This window comes from Acidimicrobiales bacterium (assembly GCA_041394265.1).
Classification (GTDB): domain Bacteria; phylum Actinomycetota; class Acidimicrobiia; order Acidimicrobiales; family SZUA-35; genus JBBQUN01.
Genome location: JAWKIO010000005.1, coordinates 4,404,588 through 4,417,534, shown reverse-complemented (window position 1 = coordinate 4,417,534; position 12,947 = coordinate 4,404,588). Strand labels below are relative to the sequence as shown.

Annotated in this window: 8 protein-coding genes; 2 read left to right on the top strand and 6 right to left on the bottom strand. The window is 64.9% G+C overall.

Going from position 1 to position 12,947, the window contains the following annotated elements:
* The first annotated feature begins 64 nt into the window (after positions 1-64).
* On the top strand, positions 65-1,339 hold the full coding sequence (locus R2733_21260) for a nucleotide sugar dehydrogenase (GenBank protein ID MEZ5379041.1): 1,275 nt from the start codon (positions 65-67) through the stop codon (positions 1,337-1,339).
* A gap of 152 nt (positions 1,340-1,491) precedes the next feature.
* On the opposite strand, the gene R2733_21255 is transcribed toward R2733_21260, so the two are convergent.
* A complete protein-coding gene (locus R2733_21255; protein ID MEZ5379040.1) occupies positions 1,492-3,516 on the bottom strand; it encodes an O-antigen ligase family protein in 2,025 nt (674 codons plus the stop codon).
* Positions 3,517-3,561: 45 nt separating this feature from the next.
* A complete protein-coding gene (locus R2733_21250; protein MEZ5379039.1) occupies positions 3,562-4,596 on the bottom strand; it encodes an SDR family oxidoreductase in 1,035 nt (344 codons plus the stop codon).
* Positions 4,597-4,866: 270 nt separating this feature from the next.
* Here R2733_21250 and R2733_21245 point away from each other — a divergent pair, with 270 nt between their 5' ends.
* Positions 4,867-6,372, top strand: a complete 1,506-nt coding sequence (locus R2733_21245) for a sugar transferase (GenBank protein ID MEZ5379038.1) — start codon at positions 4,867-4,869, stop codon at positions 6,370-6,372.
* Positions 6,373-6,400: 28 nt separating this feature from the next.
* Here R2733_21245 and dnaE read toward each other — a convergent pair whose 3' ends face one another.
* From dnaE to R2733_21225, 4 genes are all read right to left on the bottom strand, one after another.
* Complete coding sequence (gene dnaE / locus R2733_21240; protein ID MEZ5379037.1) at positions 6,401-9,991, bottom strand: DNA polymerase III subunit alpha; 3,591 nt, start codon at positions 9,989-9,991, stop codon at positions 6,401-6,403.
* A 197-nt stretch (positions 9,992-10,188) separates the two neighbouring features.
* Positions 10,189-11,061, bottom strand: coding sequence for a DUF4214 domain-containing protein (locus R2733_21235; protein ID MEZ5379036.1), 873 nt, complete (start codon positions 11,059-11,061; stop codon positions 10,189-10,191).
* A 429-nt stretch (positions 11,062-11,490) separates the two neighbouring features.
* Positions 11,491-12,147, bottom strand: a complete 657-nt coding sequence (locus R2733_21230) for a hypothetical protein (GenBank protein MEZ5379035.1) — start codon at positions 12,145-12,147, stop codon at positions 11,491-11,493.
* A gap of 231 nt (positions 12,148-12,378) precedes the next feature.
* Positions 12,379-12,924 carry a bacterial proteasome activator family protein gene (locus R2733_21225; GenBank protein ID MEZ5379034.1) on the bottom strand — a complete coding sequence of 182 codons (546 nt, stop codon included), beginning with the start codon at positions 12,922-12,924 and terminating at the stop codon, positions 12,379-12,381.
* Positions 12,925-12,947: the final 23 nt, after the last annotated feature.

The following is a 12,947-nucleotide window of genomic DNA, read 5'->3' as shown; positions in this document are numbered from 1 at the left end:
TCGTGACCCGTCGAGCAACACCGACCATCGAGCGCCGCGGCGGCGCCTAGCCACAGGAAGTTTCATGACCTTCGATCCATCCTCCACCCGAGTCGCTCTCATCGGTCAGGGCTATGTCGGCCTTCCGGTCTCCATGCGAGCGGTCGAGGTCGGCTACGACGTCCTGGGATTCGATCTCGACCAGCGCAAGATCGACGGTCTCAACAACGGCCGTTCACACATCGACGACATCACCGACGCCGACGTCGCAGCCGCCAACGCGACCGGTCGCTATCGCGCCACCTCGTCGCCCGCCGATCTTGCGGACTTCGATATCGCCGTCATCACCGTGCCGACCCCGCTGGCCGATGGCGCACCTGACATGAGCTACATCGAGTCGGCCTCCCATCTCCTTGCCGACCACATCCGCCCCGGCTGCACGGTCATCCTCGAGAGCACCACGTATCCGGGCACCACCGAGGAATTCGTGGCGCCGATTCTCGAAGCAGGCTCAGGCCTCAAGGCGGGTGTCGACTTCTTCCTCGGCTTCAGCCCCGAGCGCATCGATCCCGGCAACGTCACCTGGACCTTCACCAAAACCCCGAAGATCGTCGCCGGCGTCAATCCCGAATCACTTGCCAAGGTCCAGTCGTTCTACGACGACCTGGTCGAGACCACGGTGCCGGTCAGCGGCACCCGTGAGGCCGAGATGGCCAAGCTGCTCGAGAACACCTACCGCCACGTCAACATCGCCCTGGTGAACGAACTGGCACCCCAAGCCCGGGCGCTCGGCATCGACATCTGGGAAGTGATCGCCGCCGCGGCCAGCAAGCCATTCGGGTTCATGCCCTTCTACCCCGGACCGGGTGTCGGCGGCCACTGCCTGCCGATCGATCCGTCCTACTTGTCGTGGAAGTTCGAGCGTCAGCTCGGCACGATCAGCCGCTTCGTCAAGATCGCGAACGACATCAACGAGCACATGCCTGACTACGTGGTGAAGCGGGTCCAGCTCGGCCTCAACGATCGTGAGAAGCCGGTCAAGGGCTCGCGGGTCCTCGTGTTGGGCGTCTCCTACAAGCGAGACTCCAACGACGCACGCGAGACACCGGCGTCACCGATCATCCGTCAGCTCGTCGAGTTGGGCGCGATCATCCATGCACATGATCCCCACATCGACCGCTACGAATACGACGACCTGATCACCCGAGTCGAGCTCACCGCCGACGAGGTGGCGGCTGCCGATGCCGTCGTGTTGATTACCGATCACAGCGACGTGGACTACGAGCTCGTCCTCGCCAACGCCGACTACATCTTCGACACCCGCAACAAGCTCAGCGGCCACAACGTCGAAACCCTCTGAACCAGCGCCGGGCGCCCGGCGCCGCAATGTTGCCCCAACGCTTCTGTGCGTCAAACCCACCGGCCGTACCTGTTCTGTGCGTCAACGTTCCCGGGTCCGGGAACTTTGACGCACAGAACGGGATTTGCGATGCGTTTGACGCACAGAATGGTTCAGGAGGAGGGGATGGCGGGGACCGACTGACCCTCGTAGATCCGTAGTCGCTCGAGGGAGCCGACGAACGGACGGTCGCCGGTGGCCTCGTTGCCGAGCACGGCTCGGCGATCCTCGTGCCATTCGTCGAACTCGAGTGGCTCGAAGCCGGCCCAAGTATCGACCAACTCGCCGTCCTTGCGAATCTCGACCCGGTCTTGGAAGACGGTGACCCGGAGTCGGTGCATCGCCAGATCGGTGAAGATGCCAGGGACCTCGGTGTCGTTGCGCCACGTGCTGCTCTGGCGGAACCGGAGGCTGAGTCGATCGGCTTGCTGCCCGACGTGGAGGTCGATCTCCGACCACTCGGGTCCGACCGAGAGGGTGACGATCCGGCCCGGCCCCTCGGTGTCGAGCCCGGCGGTGGCAACGTCGATGTCGATCGTGAGCCCGTGCTCGCGCACGGCGCCGCATCGTACGACCCGCGGCAGGTCATTCGGGAGCAGCACGCCGGTCTGCCCCGGCTCGAAGACGAGCACATCGCCGTCCACACCGAGAGCAGCCCCGTCGACGAGCTGGTCGGCCGGCAGCGGCGTGGTCGAGTTGGGCAGCGTGAGGGTGCCGGCGCCGGGATCGACGTCGACCAGCAGACCGGCAGCGTTGAGCGGGGCTTCATCTCGGCATCGATAGCGCACCGGGTACTCCCCTGGTTCCAGCCACACCAGCCCGATGGCGAGTGACAGTGCGACCGATGAGCCGAGCAGCACCGGACCGAGCGGAATCGGTGAGGGAAGGCGCTCGTGCGACGCGGCGACGGGTGCCGCAGTGTCGGTACGACGACGCTTCGGCGTCGCCGTCTCGGCGACGACCGATTGCTCATCGTCGGTGGGCTTGCCGCGGACGAAGGCCAGCGTGATGACGGCGATCAACGCCACCCACGTCGGCTGGGGAAGGCGTACCACCGGCTCGGCGATGCCGTCGACCAGCATGAACGCAACGATCGCCCCGACCCACGGATCGCCCCGCCACAGCGCCATCGCCAACGCGACCGCCATCGCCGACAGGAACAGTGCCGCACCTACCCAACCGGTGGTGAACGCCAGGTGCAACACCAGATTGTGAACGTGCTGGGGGTCCCAGCTGATGGCCGTCTCTGCGTTGATCTGGCGCATCCGCTCGCGATCGACCCCGAGGCCGATTCCCGTGACCGGGTGGTCGTCGATCACGTTCAACACTTCGGGCCAGAGCGTCGTGCGCCCGTTGCCTCCGTTGAGGTTCGACAGCTCGGTGCCCGATCGATTCGTGAGCTCGACGATGCGGGCATCGAACCCGCTGGCCAGTAGACCACTCACCACGACCGTGCCCGCAACGACGCCGACGACCAGGAGTCGCCAACGCCGTGCCGCGAGCAGGGCGATGAAGCCGGCAACGACGAGCGCAGTCGGAGCAGTCCGGCTCCCGGTCAACAGCAGGCCGAGGGTGGTGACTGCGACGAAAACAACGGCCGGGGACCAGCGACGCGCCGGATGCTCGATGATCCACAACACGGTGAGCAGGATCGACAGCGCCAAGAAACGCCCGAGCTGATTGGCCTCGAGGTGGACGAGGGACAACCGTGTCGGAAACTGGTCGAACTCGACGGTGAAGGCCGCAACCAGTGCAGCGACGGCCTGGACCAGTGCGGCGACGCCCATCACGACGATCAGACTCGTTCGACTTCGGTGGGCCACGACGCCCATGGCACCGAGCATCACAGCGACGAACGACGCCGTCGTGGCCATCGCCAGCGCGGGATCCTCGCTCGTCAGCGCCGATAGATAGCTCCAGCCGAGCCACGAACCGAACAGCCCGAGGATGAGGCGGCTCCGCCCCGGCGCGAGGACGGCCGGGGGCGAGAGCGCGGCACCGATGGCAGCAACGGCCGTGATGACCAGCGGCAGGACCTCGGCCGGGAGGTCCGGCGCGATGCCGACGAGATCGACCGTTCCGAGGCCACTGGCGATCCCGACCGCAAGCACCGAGAGGGCAGCTCTGGGTTCAGCCACGCGGACGAGTCACCATGGTTTCGGACGGGTCGACGCAAGCGCCGGTCAGGACTTCCAGTAGAACTTGTCGTCGATCTGGTCGGTTGCCATGAGGTACTGGATCTGCTTGAGACGACGGTGATTCCGAGCGGTCAGGAGGCGCTCCTCGAACTGGATGCGATCGAGCACCTCGCGCAGTTCGACCACGCCGGACCGGACGTCCCAGTCTGCAGAAAAGCCGGGCAACTTCGCAGCAATCTTGTCGAAGTTCACACGATAGTTCCTGGTGTCACCGCCCTGGTCACCGATCTGCACCTCGCAACCGGGAATCTCTTCACCGATGATCTCGCAGATGTCACGGACTTGATAGTTGGATCGAGTGTCGCCGACGTTGAACGCTTCAGCCCGCACCGCGTCGGCCGGTGCTTCCACCGAACAAATCATCGCCTTCGCGATGTCACGAATGTGGACGAACGGACGCCACGGCGTGCCGTCGCTCTGCAGAACGAGCTTGCGAGTGAGATAGGCCTGCGCAGTGAGCTCGTTCACCACCAGGTCGAAGCGCATACGAGGGCTGGCGCCGAAGGCAGTGGCGTTACGGAGGAACACCGGCGTGAACGAGTCGTCGGCCATCGGTCGGAGATCGTTCTCGACGAGGACCTTGCACTGGGCGTATGCCGTGATCGGAGCGGTCGGTGACTCTTCGGTGGCCAGCTCGTCGCTCTCGGCACCGCTGGCCCCGTACACGCTGCACGAGGAGCTGTAGACGAAGCGTTCCACGCCGGCCGCCTTGGCCATCTCGGCGAAGCGAACGGTGGCTCGGTGGTTGATGTCGAAGGTCAACTCCGGGTTGAGTTCACCGACAGGATCGTTCGAGATGTCGGCGAGGTGCACAATGGCGTCGAAGCCTTCGAGATCGGCCGGTTGGCTGAGGCGGGTGTCGAGCTTGCGCCAACGCGGCGCCGCCTCGACACCGTCGTAGAGCCAGCCCACTCGGTGGAAACCGGTGTCGTACACCGTGACGTCGTGGCCACGCTCGAGCAGCATCGGGCCGAGCACGGTCCCGATGTAGCCCTCGCCGCCGGTAAGGAGAACCTTCATTGCCTCGCTCTTTTCATTGCCGTGGGGGTGATGCTCAGGGTAGGACGGGGGTGCATCGCCAACGATGGAGCGATTCGCCCAGGCCCTCGCCCGTCGGTTCCATGATCGGCCCGGCAACGGTCACGTTGAGTGAACGTACCTTTGCCGCGACTTCTCCCTGTTCACCGGCGTCGGACTGGAGTACACCGAGGGGCATCGGCGGATGCCACCTCGGCCTTCCACCACGCAGGGCGACAGCTGCGTTCACCCGACAGCACCACAGGAGTATTCATGACGACGCTGGATCGTGCGGCATCGAGACGGCGAGCCATCGCGGCAGTGCAGGTCATCGCCATGGCCGGCGTATGGGGCCTGTGTCTGCACCCAGCGATCGCCTCCGTCCGCTCCGCCGCCGTGTGGAGCGCCGTGGCGGCGTCGATCACCACGGCGTGGCTGATGCGCCGCACCCGAGCCCATCGCATCATCAGGAGCTCAACCGAAGACATCAACGACGTCGTGGTCACTGCCCTCGCCGGCGCCGCCGCCGCCATGGTGGGTGCGGCATCCACAGGGGAGCCACTCCCCGTCCCTGCGGTGCTGCTCGCCTCCGCTGCGTCGATCATGATCCTCCTGATCGTCCGCTCGCTCGCCGCTCGGTCTCGGTCGATGCAGCGTCATGCCCGACGAGTCGTGGTGATCGGCACTGGAGAGGAAGGGGCCGAACTCGCTCAGCTGGTGATCGAACACCCCGAAGCGGCGATGAAATTGGTCGGCGTGGTCGGCAACCGGACGATGGCCGACCGCAACGGCCTCGGGCCGGCGCTCCTCGGCGATGTCGATCGTCTGGCATCGATCCTCTCGTCGGCCTCGATCGACATGGCGATCGTGACGCCAACGGGGTTCCGCGCTCCGCAGTACCGCCGGATCATGGCCGCCATCGAAGACGCTCGAGTCGATGCCTATCTGAGTTCGGGCGTTGGCCGTATCGCCGCGCCCCGCTACCAGGTCTCGTCACTGGTCCACGAGCCGTTCCTCTCGATTGGCTGGGACGAGCCCAGCGCACTTCAGCAGCTGGCCCGTCGAGCCATCGACATCGCCGGGGCCGGTGTCGGCCTCCTCCTCGCGTCACCGGTGATGCTCGTCGCCGCCCTGGCGGTGAAGCTCTACGACCGGGGCCCCGTGCTGTATCGGTCGGGACGCATCGGCCAAGATCGCCAGCCATTCGGCATGCTCAAGTTCCGATCGATGCGTCCCGACGCCGACCAACTGAAGAACGACCTCGCACAACGCAACGAGCGTTCGGGTCCACTGTTCAAGGTCAGCAACGATCCGCGAGTCACACCGGTCGGTCGGCTCCTACGCGAGACCTCGATCGACGAACTGCCCCAGCTGATCAACGTCTTGCGGGGCGACATGTCGCTGGTCGGTCCTCGCCCGGCACTCCCCGAGGAGCACGAGCGCTTCGACGACGAGTTGATGGCCCGCTTCGGCGTTCGGCCGGGCATCACGGGCCTCTGGCAGGTCGAGGCCCGCTCCAACGCCGAGTTCGGCGCCTATCGCCGGCTCGATCTGCACTACGTCGCCAACCGGTCGCTGCTTCTCGACGCACAGATCATCGTGGCCACGGTCGTGCAGATCCTGACGAGCGTTCTCCTCCTGCCCGTCTCGCTCATTGCCCGACGACAGTTCGTCGACCAGATCAGCGATCACGCCGTCGCCCCGGTGATCGACCTGCGGGCCGCGGGCGAATCGATCAACGAGCTGCCTCCGCCGACCTCGGTGTCCGCCGGCAACTGAACCGGGCGGCAATGGACGGGGCCGCTGGTCAGAGGATGACGGACTGCGCCCCGAGCAGGACTCGCAGCTCCGGGATCAGACCGCTTGCCGTGTCGACACAGTAATCGTCGGACAGCTTCACCGCCTGATGATCGCTGAGGTGGATGTAGACCGGGGCGTCGCCCTGGTACTGCGACAACATCGCCTTCAGCTCGCTGATCAGCTCGTCGGACAGCTGGTTGGGACGGATCTCGAGCCGGAGCGGCGGCGACGAGCCGAGCACGTCGGCCTCGAACACCTCGATCGACTGCGCCATCAGTTTGGGCTGGTCGTCGCGCTTGTCGACCCGGCCGCGCACGATCACGATGCGGTCGTCTTCGAGGAGATGCCCGTAGTCGGCGAAGGTACGAGGGAACACCATGGTCTCGGCCGATGCCGTGAGGTCTTCGAGCACGAAGATACCCATGAGGTCGCCACGTTTGGTCCACTTGCGTTGCAGCGACGTGACGACGCCGCCGACCGCCACCATCGCCCCGTCGTCGACCTCGGCGAGGTTGCTCAGGCGAGTGTCGGACTTTCGGGCCAACACCGCCTCGGCTCCCATCAGCGGGTGGTCCGACACGTAGAGCCCGAGCATTTCCTTCTCGAAGGCAAGGCGCTGCGATTTGTCGAACTCGACGTTGGACACCTTCGGGCGGTCGTCGTAAGAGGGGCCGCCGTCGCTGCCGCCGAAGAGGGTCATCACCCCCATGTCGTGTTCCTTGCGGCTGGAGACGGTCTTGTCGATGATCTCCTCGTAGGCCAACAGCAAGCCCTGGCGAGTGTGGCCGAGGGAGTCAAACCCACCGGCCTTGATGAGTGACTCGATGGTGCGCTTGTTGAGCACGGCGTAGTCGACCCGCTCACAGAAGTCGATGAAGTCACGGAACGGACCGTTGGCCTGACGCTCATCGAGAATGTGCTGCACGAGCCCTTCGCCCACATTGCGCACCGCCGACAGGCCGAACGCGATTACGTTGAGTGGCTCGCCGTCAGGCCCGGGAGCGGCGTCGAGGTCGGGATCGGGAATCGAGGTGAAGTCCATCTCGGAACGGTTGACGTCGGGAACGAGCACCTTGATGCCCATCTGGCGGCACTCGTTGAGGTAGATGGCCGCCTTTTCCAGGCTCGACTTCACCGACGTGAGCAGCGACGAGAAGTACTCGACCGGGTAGTTCGCCTTCAGGTAGGCGGTCTGGAAACTGACGAAGCCGTAGCCGTACGAGTGGCTCTTGTTGAAGGCATAGTCGGCGAAACCTTCGATGATCGTGAACAGGTTCGCGCCGAAATCGGCGCCGTAGCCCTGGGCGTCACACCCCGCTTCGAACTTGGCCCGTTCCTTGGCCATCAGTTCACGGTTCTTCTTGCCTGCGGCCTTGCGGAGGTTGTCGGCATCGGCAAGGGAGTAGCCAGCAAACTTCTGACTCATCCGCATCATCTGTTCCTGATAAATCATCAGGCCGTAGGTGTCGCCGAGGATGTCTTCGGCATCGGGATGGATGTGCTCGATCGGCTTGCGGTCGTTCTTGCGATCGGCGTAGTCGTTGTGCATGTTGGCCGCCATCGGACCCGGCCGATAGAGCGCCACGAGGGCGGCCACGTCTTCGAACCCGGTGGGCGCCATCGAGCGCATCAAGGCCCGCATCGGCGTGGATTCGAGCTGGAACACGCCGATGGTGTTCCCGGCTCGCAGGAGCTCGTAGGTTCGTTCGTCTTCGAGATCGACGTTGTCGATGTCGACCTCGACCCCCTTGACGGCCTTGATCAGCTCGAGGCTGTCGGAGATGACGTCGAGGTTCCGCAACCCCAGGAAGTCCATCTTCAGCAGGCCGAGGTCTTCGACCCCGTGCATCTCGTACTGGGTCACCACCGGCGCGTCTTCGATGTCCTTGCCGGCTTCGGGCTTGCGCTGGATCGGTAGGTAGGTGGTGAGCGACTCCTTGGTGATCACCACTGCGGCGGCGTGAATGCCGTCGGAGCGTCGGAGCCCTTCGATGCCGCGGGCCACATGGATGACCTTGGCCATGTCTTCGTCGGTGTCGACCATCGACCGGAGCTCGGCCGCCATCTTGTAGCCGTCGGCGTACTTCTCCGATTCCTCGAAGCAGTACTTGAGCGGCGTGTCGCGCCCCATCACGAGTGGCGGCATCGCCTTGGCCGCCTTGTCGCCGACGGCGTAGGGGTAGCCGAGGACTCGGGCGCCGTCGCGTACGGCAGCCCGCGCCTTGATCTGTGAGAAGGTCACGATCTGGGCGACGTGATCCCGGCCGTAGCGTTCGGCCGCGTAGCGGATCATCTCGTCTCGATAGCGGGAGTCGAAGTCCATGTCGATGTCGGGCATCGAGATGCGAGACGGATTCAGGAATCGTTCGAACAGCAGGTCGTATTTGATCGGGTCGAGATCGGTGATCCACAGGCAATACGCCACGGCGCACCCGGCCGCGGAACCGCGCCCGGGGCCAACGCGGATCCCGGTCTTGCGAGCGTGCGCGATCAGGTCCCAGGTGATCAAGAAGTACGAGCTGAAGCCCATGTTCTTGATGACATCGAGTTCGTAGATGAGGCGCTCGACGATGGTGTCGGGGAGGGTCGACCCCCAGCGGATCTTGGCCCCTTCCATCGTGAGGTGCAGGAGGTAGTCGTCGGCGCCGGCGAAGCCCTCCGGGATCGGGAAGTCGGGCAGCTGGGGCTTGCCGAATTCGATCTCGACGTTGCAGCGCTCGGCGATCCAGAGGGTGTTGTCGCAGGCCTCGGGCAGCTCGGCCCAGAGGTGACGCATCTCGGCCGCCGACTTCACGTAGTGCTGGTCGCCGGAGAACTTGAACCGATTGGGATCGGACATCAGCGAGCCGGTCTGCACACACAGCAGGGCGTCGTGGGCCTCGTGATCGTGCTGCTCGGTGTAGTGCGAGTCATTGGTGGCGAGCAGCGGCGCACCGATCTTGCGTGCGATCTCGAGCAGTTTGGGATTGGTGGCCCGCTGCTCCGGGATGCCGTGGTCCTGGATCTCGATGAAGAAGTTGTCCTTGCCGAAGATGTCCTGGAACCTGGCCGCCTTCTCGAGCGCCATCCGATCGTTGCCGGCCATGATGGCCTGAAGCACCTGCCCACCGAGGCAACCCGACGTGGCAATGATGCCCTCGGAATGATCCGACAGCACATCCCAATCGACCCGAGGCTTGTAGTAGTAGCCCTCCATGTAGGCCCGCGAGGCCAACTGGATCAGGTTCTTGTAGCCGGTGTCGTTCTCGGCCAGCGCAATCAGGTGGTAGTAGAGCTTCTTTCCGCCATCGGTCTCGCCGCCGGAGTCATCGACCTTGCCCCGACGGCTGGGCCGCTCGAACCGGGAGTCGTCGGCTTGGTACAACTCGCAGCCGATGATCGGGTTGATCTCGTTCTTCTTGCAGGCCCGATAGAAGTCGAGCACCCCATACATGTTTCCGTGATCGGTGATCCCGAGCGCCGGCTGGCCATCGGCCGCCGCCTTGGCGACGAGTTCATCGAGCCGGGAGGCTCCGTCGAGCATCGAGAACTCGGTGTGCACATGCAGATGGGTGAACGATGACGCCACGAACCAACTCCCGCTCGGCCGACTGGGCACTCGACGAATCCTCGGCACCAACGGGCCTCGAGCCCGCGGAACTCAGGGTCCGGTGACCACACGATGTGTTCGGCCTGAGACCACATCGCCGTGGCGAATCACCTCGATGTGATTCGCCCGGCCGCACTCTACCCGTCGTACCGCTTGGCCTGCCACCAGGGGGCACCGATGTGACCGTAACGTGGGGCGACGAAGCGTCAGTAGATCCCCGTGCGAGCCATGAACTCGGCGCTCTCGGAGAATCCGATCATGACCTCGCCTCGTGGCGTGCCACGATTGAGCATGCTGGTCCAGTAGTTGAGGCCAGACGCATCGGGCTGACGACCGAGCACGTTCACGTAGACGAGCCGCACGAAGTCTGCGTTGGACAGGTTGCCGTACCGCTGCCGGAATTCCGAAGAAGCGGCGAACGCCTCAGAGACCGTCTTCAGGCGTGCACCACGCTGGAGTTCGCCAACCCAATAGTTGACACCCGACGCATCGGCGCTCCGCAGGAAGTACGCCAGATAGAGCCGCTCGACCGAGCCGGTACCGACGCCCGAGCCACAGCCATGGCCGCTGTTCGGATCGGTGATCCGCGGCGTGGCCGACGATGAGCTGAGCGTGCCGAGCGATCGATCAGCCCGCTCGAACTGTACGACCGCCCACATCTGGCCGTTGGCGTCGCACTGCACGCCGACCCCGGCCACGGTGAGGTTGGGATCGACGATCAGGTTGCGATGCGACGGCGAGCGCATCCAGGCGTCGGTGATCTGTCCGGTGCCGTAGCCCCGAGCGATGATCTCGGCTCGCCCGTCGCTGGAGTGCACCAACCCGCCCCGACCCGCCATCGAATCGGCCCAGTTGCGTGAGGCTCCGATCAGCCCACCGTCGGACGACATCGGCGCGATCCCCCGGGCGGCGCGCTCGGCGTTGAGCTGGGCGAGGAACTCCTGCTCGAGTGTGCCCTCGATCCCGCTCGATGCCGAGGCGGTCGAAGGAGCAACCACCAGGCCGGTGAGCGACACGCTCACCACCACCAGGAACATCACCAGGCGTGTCCAGCGACCACGGGGCGAGCGAGTCGTCATGCGTTCGACACTTTGCGGCAACGGTTTCGTCATGTCAAGCGTGCACCTTCGACATCGCTCGGCACCGCCACGAAACCGTGAGAACCGGCTGGGCGCGCCACAAACGAGCGGGCGGCCATGCGTGGGCTACGGCGGAGGGGAGGGCGTAGGGACGTCACAGTCAGAAGCATTCGGCGCGGCAACTCCGAACATGAGGTGTGCATCGACACCCTGCCCGACTCCGCAACAGCGCAGAACCGTAGCATTACTGTCACACTCCACCAGACGAAGTGATCAGCGAGCCCCGAAGGCGAGACCGGCACCTCCGGTGTCTTCGCAGCTCAGATGGGGCGCGCGGCAGGCGTGAGGTCTTCGGTAAAAATTTGCCAAGAGCCCCGCAAATTGCGCCCGATCGGCGCGATCACACCAATGGCGGGCAGTCGACCACTCTCAGTGTTTGGGGGTGTGATACCGCTCGAGGAACTCCGCCATGGCCCATCCCCACGTGATCATGTGGTGGCCGACCTCGGGGCGGCAGTCGCTGAACACCGCCGCGATTTCATGCGACTTGAGTGCTTCATGATCGAGCACGAGAAGGGTGTCCTCACTCGCTCCCTGCATGGTGCGATCGCTGAAATCGATCGTCTGGTAGCGCTTGGCGAGGCGGCGCCCCCAGGCCCGTTCCTCGCCGTTGGGACGGGTGTCGGGCCATGGACGAATGTCGCTCAGACCGCTGAACGCCTCGGCGGCGCCCGGATCGATCAATCGAGCGGCGACGATCACATCTTCGTCGGGAAACGCCATGAGCGTCTTGTGGAGCTGCTCGGCCATGAGCGCCTTGAGCACGGACGAGCGGTTGCGTACTCGACCGACACAACCGATGCCGATGATCAGTGCCGGTGTCCCCCCGATGCGCTCGAGGGTCGAGAATACGAAGCCTCGGAGCTTCCCCTTGTCAAAGGCCTGGCTGACCAACACCCATTCTTCGGCCTGCTTCGACAACAAGCCGGCCTGCCAGCCCAGGCTGGCGGCGCTCAGATCCGCCATGTCGCCCATCTCGGCGTCGGTGAGCGCCGTGCAATCCTTCGTCGTGACTTCGATGGCCATTGCCCATCGTCCCCTTCGTTCTGCGGCTCGCCAAAGGGGGCGTCAGCTCATCGCTCGGGTCCCCATCGGCTCTGATCACACCGGGTGTGCGGTGCGGCGTCGGTGAACGTCGTTCGCCTTGCGGCGGTCCCCTGGTTCACCGAACACAGGATGACATTGTCCCAACGGGACGAGCTCAGCGTCAAACAGAGCTCCTGCTCGGGGCCAGTTCGGGGCCGACGCCGAGGTCGATCAGAGGTAGACACCCGAGGCCGGACCGTCAGGTCGTGACGGTGGCAGGGCCTGCGAATGCTTCATCTGTTCGAGCTGCTGACGAGCGGCCATCTGCTGGGCGAACAGCGTGGCCTGGATGCCGTGGAAGAGGCCCTCGAGCCAGCCGACGAGCTGGGCCTGGGCGATCCGCAGCTCCCCCTCGGACGGTACGACGTCGTCGGAGAACGGGGTGGCCAGCGACTGCAGCTCGTCGCTCAGGTCGGGCGACAGCGCATCGGACAGCTGCGACACCGAGGTCTCGTAGATCTCGCGCAGCCGATGCCGCCCGGCCTCATCGAGATCGGTGGTCCGGACCTCTTCGAGGAGCTGTTTGATCATGGAACCGATGCGCATGACCTTCGCCGGCTCGGCAATGGTCGACATCTCCTCGCCTTCGTCGTCGTTGTCGACGACCTCGGGGATCTCGTGGGGCCGCTCCGCGCCATCGACCGAAGCGGCGGACGACGACGCCTCCTCGCTCCCCGGGGATGCGGTGTGGCCATCGAAGGGGGGAACGTCACTCATCTGCTACTCCTGGTCGTCCTGAT

Coding starts and splice junctions, on each gene's coding strand:
- R2733_21260 (MEZ5379041.1), top strand. CDS start 65: ATGACCTTCGATCCATCCTCCACCCGAGTCGCTCTCATCGGTCAGGGC.
- R2733_21250 (MEZ5379039.1), bottom strand. CDS start 4,596: ATGAAGGTTCTCCTTACCGGCGGCGAGGGCTACATCGGGACCGTGCTC.
- R2733_21245 (MEZ5379038.1), top strand. CDS start 4,867: ATGACGACGCTGGATCGTGCGGCATCGAGACGGCGAGCCATCGCGGCA.
- R2733_21235 (MEZ5379036.1), bottom strand. CDS start 11,061: ATGACGACTCGCTCGCCCCGTGGTCGCTGGACACGCCTGGTGATGTTC.
- R2733_21230 (MEZ5379035.1), bottom strand. CDS start 12,147: ATGGCCATCGAAGTCACGACGAAGGATTGCACGGCGCTCACCGACGCC.
- R2733_21225 (MEZ5379034.1), bottom strand. CDS start 12,924: ATGAGTGACGTTCCCCCCTTCGATGGCCACACCGCATCCCCGGGGAGC.